Source organism: Paenibacillus sp. NPDC056722 (assembly GCF_042790635.1).
Lineage (GTDB): Bacteria > Bacillota > Bacilli > Paenibacillales > Paenibacillaceae > Paenibacillus_AQ > Paenibacillus_AQ agri.
The window spans coordinates 715,123-735,759 of sequence record NZ_JBHTYV010000001.1; the positions used below are offsets into that span (position 1 = coordinate 715,123).

General features: G+C 46.9%; 20 protein-coding genes. 7 read left to right on the top strand and 13 right to left on the bottom strand.

Features of this window, described 5'->3' with window-relative positions; all coding sequences use genetic code 11:
* Positions 1–33 precede the first annotated feature (33 nt).
* Positions 34–417: a RidA family protein gene (locus ACFRAM_RS03440; RefSeq protein ID WP_379464536.1), complete on the bottom strand. Its 384-nt coding sequence runs from the start codon at positions 415–417 to the stop codon at positions 34–36.
* Positions 418–935: 518 nt separating this feature from the next.
* Between ACFRAM_RS03440 and ACFRAM_RS03445 the strand changes: the two genes are divergently transcribed.
* Complete coding sequence (locus tag ACFRAM_RS03445) at positions 936–2,204, top strand: alkaline phosphatase (protein ID WP_066362649.1); 1,269 nt, start codon at positions 936–938, stop codon at positions 2,202–2,204.
* Between the two features lie 82 nt (positions 2,205–2,286).
* Here ACFRAM_RS03445 and ACFRAM_RS03450 read toward each other — a convergent pair whose 3' ends face one another.
* From ACFRAM_RS03450 to ACFRAM_RS03470, 5 genes are all read right to left on the bottom strand, one after another.
* Positions 2,287–2,709 (bottom strand): immunity 22 family protein, encoded by a 423-nt coding sequence (locus ACFRAM_RS03450; protein ID WP_379464537.1) that lies wholly within the window; start codon positions 2,707–2,709, stop codon positions 2,287–2,289.
* Positions 2,710–2,898: 189 nt separating this feature from the next.
* Entirely contained in the window at positions 2,899–3,813 is a 915-nt protein-coding gene (locus tag ACFRAM_RS03455) for a PfkB family carbohydrate kinase (protein ID WP_175372509.1), read from the bottom strand.
* Positions 3,806–5,188 (bottom strand): purine-cytosine permease family protein, encoded by a 1,383-nt coding sequence (locus tag ACFRAM_RS03460; protein ID WP_379464538.1) that lies wholly within the window; start codon positions 5,186–5,188, stop codon positions 3,806–3,808. Before ACFRAM_RS03460 ends, ACFRAM_RS03455 begins: the two co-directional genes overlap by 8 nt.
* 33 nt (positions 5,189–5,221) lie before the next feature.
* A complete protein-coding gene (locus tag ACFRAM_RS03465; RefSeq protein WP_379464539.1) occupies positions 5,222–6,214 on the bottom strand; it encodes an ADP-ribosylglycohydrolase family protein in 993 nt (330 codons plus the stop codon).
* Positions 6,215–6,299: 85 nt separating this feature from the next.
* Positions 6,300–7,001, bottom strand: coding sequence for a GntR family transcriptional regulator (locus tag ACFRAM_RS03470; RefSeq protein ID WP_379464540.1), 702 nt, complete (start codon positions 6,999–7,001; stop codon positions 6,300–6,302).
* Positions 7,002–7,361: 360 nt separating this feature from the next.
* On the opposite strand from ACFRAM_RS03470, the gene ACFRAM_RS03475 reads away from it, so the two are divergent.
* Both ACFRAM_RS03475 and ACFRAM_RS03480 read left to right on the top strand, forming a co-directional pair.
* Complete coding sequence (locus ACFRAM_RS03475) at positions 7,362–8,090, top strand: response regulator (protein WP_379464750.1); 729 nt, start codon at positions 7,362–7,364, stop codon at positions 8,088–8,090.
* Positions 8,087–9,838: a HAMP domain-containing sensor histidine kinase gene (locus tag ACFRAM_RS03480; protein ID WP_379464541.1), complete on the top strand. Its 1,752-nt coding sequence runs from the start codon at positions 8,087–8,089 to the stop codon at positions 9,836–9,838. The genes ACFRAM_RS03475 and ACFRAM_RS03480 overlap by 4 nt, the downstream gene beginning before the upstream one ends.
* A gap of 61 nt (positions 9,839–9,899) precedes the next feature.
* On the opposite strand, the gene ACFRAM_RS03485 is transcribed toward ACFRAM_RS03480, so the two are convergent.
* The 3 genes from ACFRAM_RS03485 to ACFRAM_RS03495 all read right to left on the bottom strand — a co-directional run bounded on the left by ACFRAM_RS03485 (position 9,900) and on the right by ACFRAM_RS03495 (position 12,349).
* Positions 9,900–10,262: a DUF4180 domain-containing protein gene (locus tag ACFRAM_RS03485; RefSeq protein WP_379464542.1), complete on the bottom strand. Its 363-nt coding sequence runs from the start codon at positions 10,260–10,262 to the stop codon at positions 9,900–9,902.
* Positions 10,259–10,831: a PadR family transcriptional regulator gene (locus ACFRAM_RS03490; RefSeq protein ID WP_246317197.1), complete on the bottom strand. Its 573-nt coding sequence runs from the start codon at positions 10,829–10,831 to the stop codon at positions 10,259–10,261. The genes ACFRAM_RS03485 and ACFRAM_RS03490 overlap by 4 nt, the downstream gene beginning before the upstream one ends.
* Before the next feature lie 132 nt (positions 10,832–10,963).
* Positions 10,964–12,349, bottom strand: a complete 1,386-nt coding sequence (locus ACFRAM_RS03495; RefSeq protein WP_379464543.1) for a GNAT family N-acetyltransferase — start codon at positions 12,347–12,349, stop codon at positions 10,964–10,966.
* Positions 12,350–12,654: 305 nt separating this feature from the next.
* On the opposite strand from ACFRAM_RS03495, the gene ACFRAM_RS03500 reads away from it, so the two are divergent.
* From ACFRAM_RS03500 to ACFRAM_RS03515, 4 genes are all read left to right on the top strand, one after another.
* Positions 12,655–14,118, top strand: coding sequence for a spore germination protein (locus tag ACFRAM_RS03500; protein ID WP_379464544.1), 1,464 nt, complete (start codon positions 12,655–12,657; stop codon positions 14,116–14,118).
* A 72-nt stretch (positions 14,119–14,190) separates the two neighbouring features.
* On the top strand, positions 14,191–15,393 hold the full coding sequence (locus ACFRAM_RS03505; RefSeq protein ID WP_379464545.1) for a Ger(x)C family spore germination protein: 1,203 nt from the start codon (positions 14,191–14,193) through the stop codon (positions 15,391–15,393).
* 23 nt (positions 15,394–15,416) lie between these two features.
* Positions 15,417–16,511, top strand: a complete 1,095-nt coding sequence (locus ACFRAM_RS03510) for a GerAB/ArcD/ProY family transporter (protein ID WP_379464546.1) — start codon at positions 15,417–15,419, stop codon at positions 16,509–16,511.
* On the top strand, positions 16,508–16,630 hold the full coding sequence (locus tag ACFRAM_RS03515; protein ID WP_379464547.1) for a hypothetical protein: 123 nt from the start codon (positions 16,508–16,510) through the stop codon (positions 16,628–16,630). Before ACFRAM_RS03510 ends, ACFRAM_RS03515 begins: the two co-directional genes overlap by 4 nt.
* Positions 16,631–17,088: 458 nt before the next feature.
* On the opposite strand, the gene ACFRAM_RS03520 is transcribed toward ACFRAM_RS03515, so the two are convergent.
* From ACFRAM_RS03520 to ACFRAM_RS03535, 4 genes are all read right to left on the bottom strand, one after another.
* Positions 17,089–17,712, bottom strand: a complete 624-nt coding sequence (locus ACFRAM_RS03520) for a hypothetical protein (RefSeq protein WP_379464548.1) — start codon at positions 17,710–17,712, stop codon at positions 17,089–17,091.
* Between the two features lie 207 nt (positions 17,713–17,919).
* Positions 17,920–18,324 carry a MerR family transcriptional regulator gene (locus tag ACFRAM_RS03525; protein ID WP_379464549.1) on the bottom strand — a complete coding sequence of 135 codons (405 nt, stop codon included), beginning with the start codon at positions 18,322–18,324 and terminating at the stop codon, positions 17,920–17,922.
* 161 nt (positions 18,325–18,485) lie between these two features.
* Positions 18,486–19,499: an aldo/keto reductase gene (locus tag ACFRAM_RS03530; RefSeq protein WP_379464550.1), complete on the bottom strand. Its 1,014-nt coding sequence runs from the start codon at positions 19,497–19,499 to the stop codon at positions 18,486–18,488.
* A 155-nt stretch (positions 19,500–19,654) separates the two neighbouring features.
* Complete coding sequence (locus ACFRAM_RS03535) at positions 19,655–20,362, bottom strand: DNA alkylation repair protein (protein ID WP_379464551.1); 708 nt, start codon at positions 20,360–20,362, stop codon at positions 19,655–19,657.
* Positions 20,363–20,637: the final 275 nt, after the last annotated feature.

A 20,637-nucleotide genomic window follows, 5' to 3' on the forward strand; every position in this document is an offset into this window, starting at 1 on the left:
ATCATCGTTTTTTTCAAATCCCTTGGCCCGATTCTAATCAATGATGGCTTCCGCTTCTATTTCGATCAGGAGACGCGGGTCTATTAACGCCTTTACCTCCAGCATGCTTGCTACCGGCTGAATCTCTTTAAAGAATTCACCGTGCGCTTTCCCGATTTCTTCCCATCTGGAGATGTCCGTAACAAACATTCGGGTTCGTACTACATGCGTTAGGTCAGCTCCCAACTCGTTCAAAGCCTTTTCAATGGTTTCCAAAATAAACTTCGTTTGTGCATAAGGATCTCCTAGGCCGATAACTTCCCCATCTTGCATCGCTGTTGTGCCTGCGACCTCAATCATGTTACCCACACGAATGGCGCGGCAATATCCTACGACCGGTTCCCAAGGGGAACCTGTAAACACCTGTTGTCTGCTCACGTTGTTCTTCCCTTCCTGCAAAAAAAGATAATAGTTTCTTTTATTATACTGAACGTACACTTGTAGTTGAAGAATTTTTCACATCATTCGATTTCTGAACATGTGCCTATATAAGTAGCATCGAAGCCTAATTAACGGCATTTTTGTATCTTAAATCTTTTGCAACTGAGGGTTAGTGGAGATTAAGTGCAATATTGTACCTTAATCTTCCAAAATACCCCACTAAGTGTGTTTTTTCGAAAAATAAGATACAACAATGTCCTTATTTACCTCATTTTCTTATTTAAAAGAAAAATAAGGTACAAAAATGCCGTTAGTTGAGGAGGTGTCCCCTCTTCTTTAAATATTAAGAGGACTGGTGAATACATATACCGCTATTATTGAAATCTATCGACCGTCTATGTTCCGGTGCTAGCCTTCCTATGGAAGTTAATACTTTTTGTATATTCCGAAAACACTCCCATAATCAAAGTTCTTTATGATTTGTTTGGTAGTACAAACATTTTAGGAGGGAACATATGAAATCACCGAAAAAGTATGGAATCAAGACTGCCGTTGTTGCTACCGCGGCAACTGCCCTGTTCGCTTCAAGCGTAATAACTGCACAAGTCACCAATCGTGCGGACGCCGCTCCTTCCAAGACTAAAAATGTTATTCTGTTTGTCGGTGACGGAATGGGGACAGCACAACGAAATGCCATCCGGTTAGCCACTGTTGGTGAAAAAGGCAACCTTGCTATGGATTCCATGCCCTACGCGGGTCTGATCCATACAAGCTCCACCGTTCCGGTTACGGATTCGGCGGCGTCTGCCACAGCTTATGCCAGTGGTGTGAAGACTTACAACGGTGCCATCGGCATGGATGCCAACAAGAAATCGGTACCTACTATTATGGAATATGCTAAAGAAGCTGGTAAATCCACTGGCGTGGTTACGACCAGTCAGATTACGGATGCCACCGGAGCTGCTTTTGGCGCGCACGTGGAAGACCGTTCGAAGCAAAGCGACATCGCACTGCAACTACTGACGAAGAGTAAAGTCGATGTATTGCTTGGTGGAGGCGAGGATTTCTGGTATCCAGCGGGCAACCCGGGTAAATTCCAGGATGAGCCTGCAGAAGACCCTTCCGAGAAAAGCAAAGGAACTCAAGGTAATCTTGTAGAAAAAGCTAAGCAATTGGGCTATAACCACGTCTCTTCCAAAACAGAACTGCAACAAGCAAAGGGTGGCAAGCTGCTTGGACTGTTCGCTAATGAAGAAATGTTCCAGCAAAAGCCTGAGGGTGAAGGCGATATCTATAACCCTGTAGTCTCCCTTAAAGAAATGACTACGAAAGCCATTGACACCCTTTCTAAGAATAAAAATGGCTTCTTCCTGATGGTCGAGGAAGAAGGCACGGATGAATTTGCACACCAAAACAATGCGAAAATGACGATTAAATCTGGTCAAGAGCTGGATAAAGCCGTTCAGGTTGCCAAGGATTTCGCCAAGAAGAACCCTGACACATTAGTCTTGGTCCTGGCTGATCATGAAACCGGCGGTTTCTCGATTGAAGAAGTGAACGACGGCGACGAGTCCGGCGATGGCATCTCCAAGGAAGATGGACCATTCGCTATTGCCAATTCCAAAGCAAACTTTGTCGTAGACTGGACAACCTCTGGACACACAGCGGTAGATATCCCTATCACAGCTATGGGCAGAAATGCGAATCTCTTCACAGGCATCTACGAGAATACTGAAGTATTCCACAAGCTGATGGATTCCATGGGCCTTAAAGCAAAGAAATAATCATCTGAACGATTGTTCACAGGAATAACGTAACAGGCTTCCCGTCGGGTAACGAGACCCGCGGCAAGCCTGTTTTTCATTGCTACCTCCCAAGTGACTCATACTCCACACGGGCTATGAGAATCATCGGAAACGATGCTGCAATAGTATTCGAAGAGACGTTGTCCAGCAGCATCTCATTCACTGGACCATAGGGAGAATCATTGCCGTAAACCATCACCACCGAATTGTAAGGGGCGAGGCGGGCTTCCAGGTCAGCTGGCAATTGTTCCGCGAACTCACTATCCTCTATGTACTCATGCCGCAAGTAGGTCACCAAACTCCGCCGCTCTTCCCCGTTTCTCACAAAATGCCGTTCCATAAAATCCTGATCCAGACCCTCTATTCCTGCTTCGTCTATAAAATTACCCCCGGTCACCCCATCACCAGAGGAACCCTCTGAATAGGCCATAAGTTCATCTTCAGAATTGAAATTCCCCGCCCAGATCGCTACTACATTTCTCATCTTCGCCCTCCTTTGCCCAGTTATATGCGAATGATAAACAAGCCTTGTACTTAAAGTTTACCCAATTGTACATGGAAAAGTAACGCTATATACGTAAAAATCCGACTGGATCAGCGATAGGCTCCAGCCGGATTTTTCAAAGATGTTTTTCCGCATCGCATGCGGCTCCCGGCGCGCGGTGTTCAGCCTTTACAATTGCAGCCGCCCGCCCTGCTGCTGGACTACTTTACCGGCTATGACATTCCCCAGCTCACAGGCCTGCTGTAGAGAATAGCCTCTGGCAAGTCCCGCGATAAAAGCGCCGGTATGCGAATCGCCTGCACCGATCGTATCCACAACCTTCACCGGCTCCGTCTCGGCGATCCCCTCTTCGTCACGTGAACAGTACAGGGTGCCTTCTCCACCCAAGGTGACGACAACCGCCTCACCAGTCCGCTGGGTCAGCTTGGCTGCTGCTTCCTTAACATCATTCTCCTGCATGATGGCCTGGATCTCGTTCTTATTAGCATGCACAATCGTACCCATGCTAAAGATTCTTTCCAGAATCGATGGCTCCAGGAATTCACCGCGCGGACCTGGATCGAAGACAATCTTCCCGGTTGACTTGCGCTGGCTCAGAGCGTCCAAAATAATAGGGCCTGATGGTCCTTCCAATTCGTAACCGCTAACGTAGATATAGTCATAGCTAGCGAGATCAATTGTCTCGAACCAGTGTGCAGCCCATCGTGTTTCAATTCCAGGAATAGTGATGAAAGTCCGCTCACCATCATGCTCTACGATGGAAAGGTTCCAACCGTTATCTCCGGACAAGTCCTCCAGGAGCACGGGTACGCCGTCCTTTTGCAGCTGGGCCTTGACGATATCGCCATAGCTTCCTTGTCCCACCGGGGCGAACAGACTGTAATTCACATGTAGCTGGTTCAGGATATTGGACACATTGTAGGCGCAGCCGCCTACAATAGTTTCTTTATGCTCGGCCATGACATCCTCAGCCGTTCTTGGCAGTCTGTCAAGCTGGATGATCACATCCACTACAGCTGCGCCGATCACGAGGATTCTGCGGCTTTTATCGGATTTTACACGATCCAGAATATTTTCACTCATGGGATACTCCTCCTTGCATGGACTTTCTATTCGCCTGACTCAAGATGATGGTTGTCACGGCACTTGCCGCAAAGGCCAGCAGCACACCTAGGCTGCTATCCTTAAAAATTCCTGTGGCAAACGGGCCGCTTAAGAACGGAGAGTTAGTGAACAGAAAACCTGTAACTACACCGATAATCCAGCTGATTACGCCATTATAATTAAATGCCCTGCCTGTAGCATTGTCCAGCAATCCTGCATCATAGCCAGTCTTGCTTCTCAGCAGCACATAGTCGAACATAAAGGTCGCCGCCCAGGCTGCCAGGCCAATGCCGAGAATACCGAGGAACAGCTGGAAGTTCATCAGGAAATCCTCTGAAATAAACAGGACGTAGACCGGAATGAGGATCATAATTAGCGCGTGAATCGCGATAGCGGTTTTATCGCTAACCTTGATGTTCAGCGTCTCCATGTTGACACGAGCCGATTTCAAGCTGATGATACATTGCGGAATCAGGCCGCCAAGCGCTGTAATGAAGTAGACGACTGTCATCCATTTCGGAAGCGCATTTCCAATGGCCTGGATTGGGTTGGAAGCGGATACCAGATCCGGCACAGAAGTACTGAGCAGAATCCCCACGCCCATGATGAAGAACAGTGGTATAAAGGCGCCGATAGTCACACCTGCGAATACCTTTTTGCCGGAATTGGCCGGGTTCTGATAAGCGCTGTAGTCAGCGGAAGCAATGGACCAACTGATTCCCGTTCCTGCAATGATGATGGAGAGCGCCGGCAGAAAACCATTCAGCCAGTTACCGTTGCTCATCTTGAACAACGCTGTCCAGTCTGTCTGCGGAATGAGAATAACCAGGATCAGGAAGGTTAATGCCCCGAACACATAGGTGAAGAAGGTCTGTACTTTGACCAGGACATTTTGCCCAAAGAGATTCGAAGTTAGAATCAGCACCACAAACAACGCCAGACTTATCACTGTCAATACTGCTGATTGACCGATACCAAACAGCCCGAACAGTGACATTAGGGTAAGTGTTCCCGTAATCACGTTCACTGCTAGCCAGCCTATTAGACTAAGCCAACCGAGCAGATTCGGAATATAGTTTCCCTTGACGCCAAAGACTGCTCTAGACAGCACGAAGGTGGTTCCGCCTGACTTGAGACCTGACAGACTTAGATAACCCACAAGTGCAAACGACAATGCACCTGCGGCTGCCGCCAGTACGGACTGGATAAAGCTAAGATGATAACTAACAATAAGTGCGCCATAAACTACACCCAGAATTCCAATATTGCCAGCAAACCAGATGAAAAAAAGTTCCTTGGGACTTCCGGTTCTTTCATCAGACGGGATAAACAGTTCAGACTTCGAATTGGACATGTTCTTCTTCCCCCTATAATGAATCAGAATGAATTAATGCTGTGTTCTGAACGCAAGAATATGATCGGCATACTGACTGAGATTCACACCATTGGCCTCGTCGATCAATGCTCTCCATGAGGGATCAATGGCATCTGCTCCCGATTTGGCACCACAGATGGCAGTTGCCATCGCACCGATGGTATCTGTATCACCACCCAAATTTGCACACAATAGGCTGCATCGTTGCGGTTCCTTGGCGTAATACGCAATAGCAAGCGCTGCTGGAACTGATTCGCTGGTGATTACGCCGCTGCCGATGACATCGTAAATGACCTGCAGGAATCTTTCGTCCTGACCTTCGTACTTCTCCGCGTATTCCAGTGCGAGCTTCAGCCGCGCAGGGAGCGATGCGCTGTACGTCTCTGCACCATAATCCTTCGTTTCCAGGTAGGCCAATACCGCATGGGCCATAATATCCTCCCAGGACTTGTCGACTATGGCGGCTCCTACTGCTGCGGCAACCATTGCCGCTCCACCTACAGCTACATCCGTAGAATGCGTCACCTTGCTGATGTCGTACACGAATTTGGATAACTTCTGAACCTCTGCTGGCAAGAATAGTCCTCCGATCGGAGCAATCCGCATCGCGGCCCCATTCGTTTCGGCTTTGGAAGTGAACTCCGTCGCATCCTTACCTGCCTTTAGGGCGAGCAGCGCAGCCTTGGAGCTTGGCCCAAGAATGTTGTTCTCAAAAGCATTCAGCCTGTCGGCCCATTCCAGCAAGTGCCGGCCAATCACAGCCCTCTCCGGGACGAAATCGCTTTCAATAAGAGCATCCAGGATTAGCAAGGCCTGTGAGGTGTCATCCGTAAATTGACCACGGGTAAAGTTGCACGCCACATCATTTTCCTTAGGGCCATCCAGAAAATCCGTTATGGTTCCAAAATACGCCTTCACCTTGTTTCTGCCCCACAGCTCCGACGGCATCCCCATCGCATCACCAATAGCCATCCCGTATAATGCACCTAGAATTTTGTTCTTCATAAAATCTGTCTCCTATCTTTAAATTTATACACATACGGTTGTACGTATGAGTCGATCTTAAAATAAAGCCGAGATCACTCGGCGATTAAATATGGGTAACCACTTTGAACTCGACACTCGGCCCGTAGATAACCTCTACCTTTTCCACTTCGATTCCCTTCTCATCCAATACGCTTCCCTTGGTCATGATCAACGGGAAATCCCCCTCATATTCAAACAGCTGTCTTGTTCGCTTGCTGCTGTTAATGGGATGAATGGCCAGGGCTGCATTCTGCGGGTAAATACTGTAGCGTTGATTCATAATCTGGTACAGGGACTGCTCGGAGAAATCATATTGATCGATATCCGGAAATAGAGCCAACGGAACATAGGAAGTGTCTAAGGTCAGCCACTTAATACTGCTCTCCCTGCGCGTCCCGCGGAGCCGAACCAAATGCATGTAAGAGCTGCCTTCCAGGCTGATAATCTCCTTCTTCAGCACACGCGAGACGGGAATTTCATTCTTCTTCCGCGCTGATTCGGTAAACCCGCTGAAGTTCCAGATATTATGCTTCATCTCCCGCAGGCACACCATCGTGCCCTTGCCGTGCATCTTCACCAGAAGGGCTTCATCGACGAGACCGTCAATTGCCTTACGGATCGTGGTCCTTGTGACCTGATACAGCTTCATCATTTCCGTCTCAGAAGGAATCATCCCCCCTTCTTTGAACTTCCCATTGATGATATCGCTGCGGATAATGTTCTGCAGTTGGATGTACAGTGGGACACTGTCATGCTTGTTAAGCATATCTGCCTCCTTACACGCAATCACGGGATGGCCAGCCAGGCTGCACCGTCCATTCTGCTCAAGACTGATACTGCAGGTGATTTAGCGCTTTCATCTCGTGTTGTCCTGCTTGCCGTTCACTCATACGTATGAGTTGAGTTCAATATATCAGGTTCATGATCCTTTAGCAATAGCTTTCTGGAGTTTGGGACAAACTTCCATTAGTGTGACTCTGGAACACGCTCCTGAGCAGCTTGATAATTATTGCCTCATCCCTGCTTAGCTGTCCGATTAACGATCGTACTTACTTTTCCTATACTGTTCAAGTTCTGTTAAAGTTAATATGGTACGATGAGAGTGGGTGAAGAATATATGACAATAATGAACGATATAAAAATAGTCATCGTAGACGATGAATCTTCAATTATCACTATGCTTCAAATGGTGCTGCGCAAGGAAGGGTTCCAGCACATCTATACTGCCGCTTCCTGCCGGGAGGCGCTTGAGGTCGCCCGGCGTGTCCGTCCTGAGATCGTACTGCTCGACATCATGCTCCCTGACGGCAGCGGGCTGGATATTTGCTCACGTATTCGAGAATACGGCAATCCTCATATCCTTTTTCTAACGGCAAGAGCTTCAGACCTGGATGTGCTGACCGGCTTTGCCATGGGCGGGGATGATTATATCACCAAGCCTTTCAATCCTCTCGAAATCGTGGCCCGGATTAAAGCTCGTTTGCGCCGTCAGGATGCCGAGAATTCATCGGTGATGCTTATTCCCCCCCGCTCTGAAGCTGTGAAGTACGAGTTCGGACATTTCGTCGTCAACGAAGCAGAAGGCGAGCTGCTGGTAGACGGACAACCCGTCTCCTGCCCGGCGCAGGTCTTCCAGTTGCTTCTCCATTTCTGCAAGCATCCGGGGATCGTCTTTACGCGCACCCAGCTCTATGAAGCGGTATGGGGGATTGACGGATTGGGGGATGACTCCACAGTACCCGTGCATATCCGGCGGATCCGGGAGCGGATTGAGCAAGACCCTGGAAACCCCAAATATCTACTGACCATCCGCGGTCTCGGTTATAAGCTGGCAAAGGGGCCGCAGGAGTCATGAAAATCAGACGGCGTATTGCCTTCCATCTTACCTATCAGTTTATTTTATATGCCCTGCTTATACAGGCCATTGGTCTGTTCTTGCTCTTTATGTTTCTGCAAAAAACGATTGACGATGACTTACGCCGCAATTTTCCAAACGGGGCCTTGACCAGCATCACAACAGAAGTCTCAATGCGTAACGGTGAGATCAAGGTCCCCTCACACTGGATTAATCTGCTCAAAGAGCGGGGGATGTGGCTGCAGATTATCAATAAGGAAGGGAATGTGATCTATGACATTAACTCGGCCATTGTCCCATCGCTTCCCTCCTCCTACTCTGTGGCCCAATTGTTAAACATACAGGAATCAGGCAAGTACGAAGATTACTCGGTGCATTCTCAAATGGATTTTAATCTTTCACAGACCCAGCTTTTTCTCCTTGGTTATAAGAATCCTGATCTGGATCTGCTCATCAATCTGTTCAACAGCTATCAGAACAATGGGCTGGTTAGTAGCTCCAAGCTCTCCGAACTATCCACTCAGTTGATGGAAAGCGGAAGGTATTTGCAAATCACTGACGAAGCCGGGACAACCGTTCAGAGTGCCGGGAAGAGCAGCGCTTTTTATCCAAACAAGGCTACGCTGGAAATTCTGGAAATGCAGCAGGCTCCAGCCAATACGGATAGGAATATTGCACTCTACCGGGATCCGCACACAGCAAAAACCTGGATGTTATACTCACCAAATGCGGTGGAGAACATCCCTAAGCAGCCTGTCGTCCAGAGTCTTGTCCGCGCGATCTACTGGCTGGCTGTATTCATCTTTGTCTTCTCATTGGCCGTCTCTGTCTGGCACGGCTACCGCTATGGTCAGCCACTGATCCTCTTCGTCAGTTGGTTCCAACGATTGAGCCAAGGGCATTATGATCAAGTGCTGACGGAGAAGGACAGGCGCAAAGTCTTCAAGCGAAACGGTAAATTGAAAATCAGCTACAAGCTATACAGCGAGGTTATTCAGACGTTCTACCATATGGCTGAACAAATGGCACACACGGAGAAAGAACGCAAACGACTGGAGAACGCGCAGGAAGAATGGATGTCCGGCATATCACACGACCTGCGCACACCACTGGCTACTATTCAGGGGTATGGCTACATGCTGGCGAACCAGCCTGGACAATGGGATCAGGAGGAGCTTCAAGTCATGGGCACGATGATCCGCGAAAAAGGCGACTATATGCTTGAGCTGATCACCGACTTCTCACTCATTAATCAGCTCAAGCATGGGGCTTCGCTCATGAAAGTCCACAAGCTGGACCTGGAAGAGCTGGTACGCCGTGCTGTCCTGAAATATGTGAATGATGCAACGATGTCAGACTGTGATTTTACATATGAGGGCACAGATCAGGCCTTATATGTTCAGGCAGATGACAATTGGCTGCAGCGGCTGATGGACAACCTGTTATCCAATGCGGTGAAGCATAATCCGCCTGGTATTACGGTTAACGTCACCGTAGGTATAATGAATAAAGACCCTTACATCAAGGTAGCGGACAATGGAACCGGAATGGATGAAATCACTCAGCAAAATCTGTTCAAACGCTATTACCGGGGTACCAATACAGAAGAATCCACTGCAGGCTCGGGGATCGGGATGAGCATTGCCAAGGCAATTGTCGATGCGCATGGTGGTGAAATCAAGGTACGCTCAACATTAGGCCAAGGGACAGAAATCCTTATCCTGCTGCCTCAGAAGCATAACTTATGAAAAAAAGAATCTTCAGCCCTGCGACTTTACGCGGGCTTGAAGATTCTTTTTTATGTCCATACTAAGCTTGCTGGAGAAGCCATTGCTCGGCCTCATCCGTGTTATCAAACATTCTGAATTGGTCTCCTTTATTCAATTCGGAAGCGAGTTCCTTGAATCTGCCTTCTGTAATCATTTCATCCAAAATCAACGCAGTTTTCACATGATAATTAATGAGCTTCTGCATCATTCCGCCGGCCAGCCCTGTTCTGAGGTTGAAGAAATCTGCAGACAGCACTGCATTGTGTAGCATCAGCAGTTTGGTGTCATGCTCTGAGCATAAGGCAATGAGGTCCAATGCATCCTGTTCTCTGCTCAGCGGCGTCTCGGCGGACAGGACTGATACATAGGCTACATTGTTGTTGCTGATCACTTGATAATTCATTCTGTTCTCTCCTTTGCTTGTTCGTATTCTGAAGCCTGTTCTGTCAAACCTTGGCGTAATTGCTGCACCCACTGCAGCTCCTGCTCATAGGAGGCGATGATATTCTTATCAATCATTTTCCAGATATACGTTTCACGGGATGTGCGATTAGGGGAAAAGAGTCCTCTACGCATCTTCTCCTGCTCCAGACTGATCTGCAGAATGAGCTCTTGCTCATATCCTGACAGTAGCTCTTCCAGCTCTGCAGGACTTAACTGATCGGCCCACGCCAATTGGGTCAGGAACCCTTTCTTGATTTCCGGCAGCTCCGGTGGTGAGAGCACCCAGCTTTTCAATTCAGCCCTGCCCTTTTCAGTAATCGTATAAATCTTCTTTGAAGGTGAGCTTTCTTGATGCTGCACTTCATTCGTAACGAGTTCTTCTCCAAGAAGTTGCACCAATGTCTTGTAAATTTGATTGTTGTTGCCTGACCAATACATTGCCGAGGAATCCTCGATAATTTTTTTCAGGTCATATCCAGTGGATGGCTTCCAGCTCAGGATGCCCAAAATCGCCAGTTTGATTGACATTACAATTCACCCTTTACCAAATAACTTATGTTAATAGTATCATATGTTATTAGTTATACACAAGGGCAGAAAAAAACCTCCTTTGCTGAGGATGAGATTGTCCAATCATCCACTACAAAAGAGGAGTCCTCACTAGCTATGTATGAATTCCTTCTCCAAGATCGCATAAAAATACTGGTCGACCCAGCGCCCCTGCCAATTCAACTCTTCCTTAAAAACCCCTTCCCTAACCATCCCGCTTCGCTCCATCAGCGCGGCTGATCGCTCATTATGACTATTGCACATTCCTACTACCTTATGGGCTTTCAACTGTTCAAAAGCGAATTGCAGCAGTAATCGCACGGCCTCAATCCCGTATCCATTCCCACTGTATTCCGGAAGCAGAGCATAACCAAGCTCCCAACTGCTGCGGAAACCAACATAACTCCAAAGCTTTATAATCCCAATTGGTGTTCTCTCAGGATCAGTCGCTCTGCGAATCACAAAATCATAATGATCCTTATTCCCGGCATCTTGAATCCTGCTCCGATACTTCTCGCGTACTTCCGCCTTGTTCTCTTCTACACTCTCTTCGTAATACCACAAATTTTTGTTGCATAATGTACTGCTCATAAAGTCCAAATCATCAACGGCTAGACTCGACAGTAGCACCTGTTCTCCGTGAATTTCCATGAACTCAGATTCCTCCTTACTTGGGGCAAGATTGTACCAGAATATAGGGTAGCTAAAATCTAAAGACAAACCCGCACCTTCAGCGAGCCGAATCGAGCCCATGTTATCACGAGAGCAATCCCAATAGGGTTGGAAATTACACCGACAGCATTCCTTAACAAAAGCCCTGACTGCCCCAGCAGCATAATACTGTCCCCGGAACTCTTCCACAGTCTCTACATCCGCCGCATGGGTACTCCCGGCTACGAAACCAGAAAAACACACACTGGCCACCTTCTCGTTACACTCCGCAATATATCCAATGCCATGCTGCAAAAACTCCTCTATGGAGTTCCAGTAGTGAAGAATCTTGTGCTCCAGAAAAGCATAATTCTTATACCTTCCGGGTCTTAATGTCTCCTTGTCCATTCTGGTGATGATTAACGGTGATGATAATACAGCTTCCAGTGCCGGAGGTACATTATCCTCTATGAGCCCGAACACATACTGAATATCATGGGAGAGATGGCGCGGATGAAAGATCGCCCGGATCGTCTCCCCCCACTCTCTGTTCTCCGGCACAATCTCTACCCCATGAATATTTTGTTTTACCAGTTCAGGCTCAAGATAGGTTCTCATATAAGAATCAAGACCCTGTAAAAAGCCTTGGCTTCGCGGATTTCCGACAATCTGAAAATCTGACTGGCCCTGAATCCAGATTAAAGCCGCTTCGGGTTCATCAGGATGATCGATGTATACCCGTCCAGGGTTGATACCTTCGGCAACAGCCCTTACCTCTATGTTGTTGCAGGGGTCCGTCAGATGTTTTATTTTATAGAATTCTTGAGTTCTTAACTCTGTAATCATTATAAATTCCTCCAACAGTTATCTTTATTTAGTATAACGACAGGTGGCAATTTATGGATTGTAAAGAATGAGTTAAAAAAAATTCGCCATATTTTAGCTAAAATACATCGACCCGTTACTGCTATTCATTGAGTATTATGGCGCCTTTTTATCCAAGAATATAATTCCATGAAAATTGCGCATAATAGCATAGAACTATCAAGTCAGACCCATCTAAGGATGTAAATATGCTCAAATGGCTCTTAAGAGATCGTAAATCACAAAAAAAGCTGCCAACCCCACAGTTATCCAGGGGGAATTCCCCGGTGGGCTCTACACTAAGCGGTAATTTCGAAGCCGACTTGGCGTTCTTCAGAGAGAACTTTGACCGTTCAAGCGACATCGTATTCAAGGAACTGCTGGTCTGCGATGGTTACCGCGGCATTATTATTTTCATAGACGGATTAGTGGATGTATCTCTTGTGGACATGCACATCATTACTCCCTTGCTGCACGGTCGCAGCCAATTGGAACTCAAGCTGAATGAACAAGTCAAGCATCACAATGTCCAAGCGATCTTGCAAAAAAGCATTGTATCTGCCTGCCAGAGCAAGCTAGAGAGTGAGATGCGTATCATCGCATCTGCCATAACGAACGGTGACACCATACTCATTCTGGAGGGTTCTTCCGAAGCTCTGATCTTCGATATGAAAGAGCGTGAAGCACGAGCGGTCGAAGAAGCGGCCTCTGAGCCTACCATTCGTGGACCCCGGGAAGGTTTTACCGAAAAGCTACGTACCAATACGAGTCTTCTGCGCACCAGGCTTAAGACGAATAAACTCAAAATGGAGCCACTAACCATTGGCGATGTGTCCAATACAGACATTGTCCTAGTGTACCTGGACGGAGTCGCCAAGACAGAGCTATTGGATGAAGTGCGTACACGGCTTGGCCGCATAAAAATCGATGCGATTCTGGAGAGCGGATATATTGAAGAATTGATCGAGGATAATACCTATTCGCCGTTTCCGCAAGTCCTTAGTACAGAACGCCCGGACCGGGTCGCTGCAGCTCTGCTAGAAGGTAAAGTCTCTTTACTGATTGACAATACGCCGTTCGCTTTGGTGTTGCCTATCACTTTTTTGGGACTGATGCAATCGCCGGAGGATTATTATCAGCGGTACATGATCTCGACAGCCACCCGGTGGCTACGATACTGGCTAGCGTTCATCGCCCTGACCTTTCCCTCTCTTTATATTGCTGTAACAACCTTTCATCAGGAAATGGTGCCGACCAACCTGCTGCTTAGTATTGCATCCTCACGAGAAGCAGTCCCCTTTCCGGCCATTATCGAAGCGCTTCTCATGGAGATTACCTTTGAAGGATTACGGGAAGCAGGTATCCGAATGCCCCGCCCTGTTGGACAGGCCGTAAGCATCGTAGGTGCATTAGTCATTGGACAAGCCGCTGTGCAGGCGGGCATTGTCTCGGCGATCCTCGTGATTATTGTATCGTTCACGGGAATTGCCTCCTTTATTTTCCCTTCTTATAGCCTGGGGATCGCTGCACGGTTGCTGCGCTTTCCGTTAATGTTCCTGGCCGGAACTCTGGGGCTGTACGGAATTCTCCTGGGGCTGCTGGTCATATGCATCCATCTGCTTAGGCTCCGCTCCTTTGGCGTACCTTATCTTTCGCCCGTAGCTCCCCTATCCTTGAATAATCTTAAGGATACACTCTTCCGGGTACCTTGGAGGAATCTCATTCATCGCCGCAGAGGAATTGGCGAATAAGAACAAGACCATGCACTCTGTTCTGATGCCATTCATAAGCTTCGTTCAACAATAAGATGAGGGGTGAGAAAAATGCAGGTGAAACCAGTGATCCTGTCAATGATGTTCTTCCTGATTCTCCCTCTATTGACGGGCTGCTGGAGCAAAGTGGAAGTAAATGATGTCGCTATCGTTACTGCCGTCGGTCTCGACAAGACGGATAAAGGAAAAATCCAGCTCTCGCTGGAACTCGCCGTCCCCCGATTGTTAGGTGTGACCAACCAATCCGGAGGCGAAAAGCTGGAGGCCAAAGCAGGCTGGATCCTGTCCGCAGAGGGGGAGACCATTCTGGAGGCCTACAGGTACATTCAGCAGAAGGTACAGCGGAAGATTGTTTTTTACCACAGTAAGGTCATTGTTATCGGTGAGAAGCTGGCGCGCAGCGGCGTACTGCCAGTCCTGGATTTCTTTGAACGGTACAAGCAATCGCAAATCAAGAGCCATATTCTGTTTGCCAAGGGCAAAGCGGTAGATATCTTAGAGTATAATCCAGTATTCGAAAAGCTGTCCTCTGAAATCATGCGCGAAGAAGCGAAATCCAAAAAGAATGTAAGCGTCCGTCTCCTGCAATTTATGGACATGTTGGTGTCGCCGGGAAATACGCCCATGGCAGCCCGTGTACAGCTAATCCCCGCTCAGACAGATAAAAATAGCGGCGAGTCTGATCCAGGCATATCCAAGATTAGCAGTCTATCCGTCAGAGGTGCGGCTGTGTTCCACAAGGATCAGCTGATCGGCTGGCTGAATGAGACAGAGACCAGAGGAGCCATGTGGCTGAAGAACCGGATGAAGGATGCGGTAACAACTGCCGAAGTTCCGGTGGAAAAGGGCGGCGGCCGAATCAGCGCACAAGTGCATACAGCGAGCACGAAATACCATACACTTGCAGGCACTAAAGGAATTAGGATAACGGTAGATCCCTACGCGGAGATTTCTATCTTTGAGAACACTTCTAAGCTGGACATGAGTAGTCCCAAAGATCTGGAGTATGTCAGAACTTTGGTTACGGAAGATGTTAAGGCCAGAATTGAATTGGTCTGCCGTGAGGCACAACAAGGTTATAAAAAAGATATTCTAGGGTTCGGACATATCATCTACCGCCAGCACCCCAAGCAATGGAACAAGAGCTATGCCAAGGAATGGGAGAAGCTATTTCCCGAAGTACCGATAAACATTACTCCACACATTACAATAACGCAGGTAGGGTTAACCAATAAATCCATAGAGCTTGAGTAAGCGGCTGAAAGGGAGGAATCAGGATGGTCAGGGTATCGGGTTATCAGCTCTTTGCGACTACGGTGTTGTTTCAGCTTGGAACGACAGTGATCTTCGGGTTCGCCTCTCCCGCCGGGCGTGATGCCTGGATTGCGATGCTGCTCTCAGCCTTCATTGGAATGTTTATGATCCTGGGCTACACCGCTCTTATGAACATGATGCCGGGCTTATCCTTGGTTGAATGGTTCCCCAAGCAATTTGGCCCTTGGCTGGGTATCCCCATTGCCTGGTTCTATCCATTGCTGTTTATTTATGACGCAGGACGGGGAATCAGCGATCTAAAGGAGCTTGTCCCGCTCACCCTGCTGCCAGGTACGCCTACATGGGTCATCCTAGGCTCCATGATGCTCGTGATTATGTATTTTCTATCCAGTGGAGTCGAAGTTATCTTTAGGTTCGCGGGGCTGCTTTTCCCGATTATATTCTTTCTCTTCGTTGCGGAGATCCTTCTACTACTGGGTTCCAGAAATGTGCATTTCGACAATCTTCAGCCCCTCTTGGGCGAAGGCTGGGGGCGAGTCTGGAAGGCCGTCTGGCCCTTTGGCATTCTGCAGACCTTTGGCGAAACCATTGAATTCGCTATGTTGTGGTCCTTTCTGAGAAAACCGGGACAATTGGCTGGAATAAATATCATTGCCGTGCTGGTCACCGGCGTTACTATCGCCGTGTTTGATATGTTAGCGATTATGGTGCTGGGCGAAGGCGTCTTCCAACGCAATATCTATCCTCTACTGGTGTTGTTGAGGCAACTAAGTATCAGTGATTTCCTGGATAACCTCGATGCTCTGGGCGTGATGTACTTTATGACGACTATCTTTTTAAAAATATCCCTTCATCTGATAACTGCTGTTCTGGCTATCCAGAAGCTTACCTCCGCCAAATCACTACGTCTGCCGATTCTTATCGTCACCGTGACCACACTATGGATTGGCAGCAATATGGCACGGAATGTGACTGACCACATCTTCGTGGGGACCCGAATCCTTCCTTACAACTTATGGATTCCCCTCTTTATCGTGATTCCAGCTATTCTCTTGATGGTGGCCTGGATTCGCAAGAAAGCAGGGACAGCATTATGAGTGGATACCTGTGGCCTTGGCAGTCTCATGTGTTCATCCTGCATCCTTGGGCAATCTCTATCATGTTCATCGTGTTATCGCTGCTGTTGTCGATGATTAGTTGGTTCAAGAAGAAGTAGAGGGGTCCGCTGATCCTGCTGCTAGTCATAAAGCGAAAATGAGCGAAAGGGAGGTTTGGAACTGTAGACGCAAAGCGCTCACCTTAAAGCTTTACGTAAGAAGGCTAGCACCGAAAACATAAACTGTCGGCAGATTTAAACCACTAGAAGCATTAAATCCCCTTCACCAGTCGTCTTAACAGTGAACAAGAGGGCAACCTCCCAACTAACAGCATTTTTGTACCTTATTTTTCTTCAATATAGCCAAATGAGGGAAATAAGGACATTATTGTATCTTATTTTTCGAAAAAGCACACTGGATGGGGTATTATGGAAGAATTAAGGTACAATATTGCACTTAATCTTCGCTAACCCTTAGCTTCAGACGATTTAAGGTACAAAAATGCCGTTAATTACAATTCAATACTTCTTATAAAAGCTCTTTTTTCTTAGCTATGTTTTTTAAATACATGGTAAAATCAGCTCAATTTCTTAATCAAATTCTCGACTCGTTTCCGCTTTGTGTCTTTTTCAATGTCGTCAAGTCGTGAGATCAACGTCTTTATGAATACGGCTTTGTTGTTATCGTTAATGATGGACATTGCATTCTCCGCATACATTGGGAGTTGATTTGTCGGGCATTTCTTAAGCTGTTCAATAAGTAAGCTGAATGCATGCTCAGCATATTGTTCGACAGAACAAAGCTTAATCAGAATGTTTACTGCATGATCTTTGGTGATCACCGATCCTCTGTCAGCAATTTCAACAATTTTTACAAGTGATAAATAAATGGTTTCCGGGTTTTCAAGAGTTATCATATCTAGTGCTGTCATAGCCCCCCAGACAAGTCGATTGTTCCTATGATCAAGTAATGTTACGAACTCTTTGCTGTATTCAACAACTAAAGACGGTTTTATAACTCCGATTTCATAGAGAACTTTAATACAATCGCTTTGAATATTCTTATCTCTGTTATGCAAATTATCAACGAGTTCTTTCACAGCTTCCTTATCCTCTCGGTCGGCAATATATTTCGCCAGCTCCTGATTAGGACCTTCGTCTTTGCGGTTGAGTGAGGTTGCTAATTTGTCGATTATAGTCATCTGTTTTTCTCCTTTAGAGTTTAGGGATCTCACTTTATTGAGCTGAACAATACTCTAATAAGTTTCATAGACAAGATGGTCATTTATGTCAAGCTTTTCATTAAAAATTACGTAAATGCAGAGCTGCTGCCGGGGTATTTATAAAGCCCGATTAAATGTGCATTATGGCTGAGCTTATCTATGTTTGACTAATGAACATGAATTTCGCTAGGCATCTATACTTTTGTTGAGACGTACCAGTTCGTCCAAATCCCGATTGTTTTTTAACCTATTAAAGTTATCCAGTTTGAATTGAATTTTTCTCAGCGTCTCGTGCCTTTCTTCAATCTGCGACTCAATATTTTGTTTATGGCCCTCCAGCATGACATAACAGCTCTCTAAGTTTTGTTCGTCTACCAGATTCATATACCGTTGAATTTCCTTGAGAGGCATTTCGGTGCGTTTCAGACAGTTAATAAAAATTAACCGCTCCAGAGCGTGCCCATCGAATTCAAGTTGGCCGTTGTCCTTACGTTTTGTCCGTGAGATCAGCCCTATTTTTTCGTAATAACGTATGGTGTCATAGCTGAATCCTGTCTTCTTGGAAATTTCAGAAATTGTAAACGTCGGCATCTTTTTCACCATCCTCTTTATGAATGACATTTCTAGTGCGCGAATATGACAGTATACCCTGTAAATTAAATGTATATAAAAAGAGCTGCATCTCCGCGGTTTGTCTTGTCTGACAATAGAGATACAGCTCTTTTAACATCCAACCGCAGGTTGTCCACAAATTATCGGCGACGCAAGCTCTTATTGGCAAGGGCCGGATGATCAGCAGCATAGTTATCTGCCGAATTGACATCTGTATCTGGCGGGACGATCTCATCAATACGGTCAAGAATTTCTTCACTGAGTTCAATGCCTGCGCCATCCAAAAGACTGTCCAACTGCTCCATCTTTCGCGGCCCAATGATTACCGAGCTCACAGCCGAATGCGACCGGACGAACGCAAGAGCGAGATGCGGCAGTGAAATGCCCGTCTCCTCCGCAAGCGCAGTAAGTTTTCTTAGAGCCTCTACCTTAGGCTGGAGAGCCGGAATTGTCGTGTCATACATCGATGGTCTGCCCGCTGCCCGATGGCTGGCATTAGGATTGGAACGCCCTGACAGCCATCCCCCGTTCAGCGGACTATACGAGAGAATGCCTATTCCGTAACGCTGCGCGGTTGGCAGCACGGCACCTTCCAGCTTTCTAGTAAAGATGGAGTACATCGGCTGCTCCGTGAGAAAACGGTGATGTCCTCCACGCTGTGCCGCCCATTGTGACTCGACGATAGCTTCCGCAGGGAATGTTGAAGATCCAATCGCCCGCACTTTCCCCTCATGAATCAGGTCAGAGAGGGCTGACAGCGTCTCGCTAATATCCGTATTGTAATCCGGGCGATGAATCTGGTACAAATCGATATAGTCTGTACCCAATCGCCGAAGACTATCTTCAGCAGCCCGCTTAATCCATCTCGCTGATCCGCCTTGCTGATTAACATCCGCGCCCATTGGAAAACCAAATTTCGTCGCGAGGATGACGTTCTCCCGGCGGCCCTTGAGTGCCTTGGCAACAATTTCTTCCGACTCGCCCCTGGAGTAGACATCTGCCGTATCAATAAAGTTAATTCCTGCATCCAAAGCCTTATGAATGATACGTATAGAATCATCATGATCGGTATTTCCCATCGCACCGAACATCATTGTACCGAGTGTCATTTCGCTAACGGATATGCCTGTTGCTCCCAGAATCCGATATTTCATTGTTGTATCCTCCCTTATATCTTGTCCTTGCTGTTGTATCGTAATTCGTGGAGTTAACTCCATGTCAAGGGAATGATTCCAAAGAAACTACAAAGAAGACGCACAGGAGATTCCTGGCATCTTCTAATTGGTGTAGCTAGAGATTCATAAAGCACTTAACACCGTACATGCTTGCGTTTAAAACCAGTCTGCCCTTTGTCTACTGCGGTTTGAATGCGTTCAGAAGCGATCAGAAATTTACTTTTTTTCTTATCAACGTCAACTTCAACCGGACCTACTGCTTTAGCAGTTTCAATCGCTTTATCATGGAGAGGCACATAGGACACCCCAACTGTGTAGATAAAGTTATTCATAGAATATTTTGCACGCTCGGGAGCATCATGGATCGTATTTTTCACAAGATCAAGCATGTCGGCAATTTTACTTTCGGAGAATTCAGCGTCCGGGCGATTCCCCAAAAGCCAGCAGTAGCAGCTCCAGCCCCCAGACATCCTTAGTTCATCGCCGCTTGCGATCCAATTGTCAGCCACTTCCTGGGCAATATCTGCCTCTGCCAACGTTACCGCCACCACAAAATCAGACAGCATATAAAAATAAGCGCCGTCGATCCAACGTTCAAAGTCTGCTACGGTCATCGCCTTGGGGTCGGCAATAATCCCGGCAAAATACATGGCGTCGTAGTTCCCGGTTGCATAAAGTTGCTCAGCCAATGCTTGATTTATTTTTGTTTTTCGGAAAATGGGCTTCATTTGGCCTGTAGCCACACCAAAAAGCGGTTCATGTGCGCCATTCGATTGGTAAATCTTCTTAGTTCGTTCCTTGCCAAGGTCTTCAAGCTCCTGCATTACCATTTCAAAATCCATCGTTTAACACTTCCTTTGGGTCTGTATCAAAGATAACTGCGCTCAATGGGACAATTCAGCGATTTCATGCACATTACCAAACGGATCAACGAATGCAGCATATTGCCCTTGAGTAGGTTCATCATGTAAAAATTGAATCCCTCCATCAAGGGCAAAAACAAACTTATTTTCTTCCTCCGACAGTATTTGCAAACCCAACAATTCAGAATAAAACCATCTTGCCTATATCATATCGTTGACGAAAATCATTATATTCCTCAGTTTCATAAGTCTAT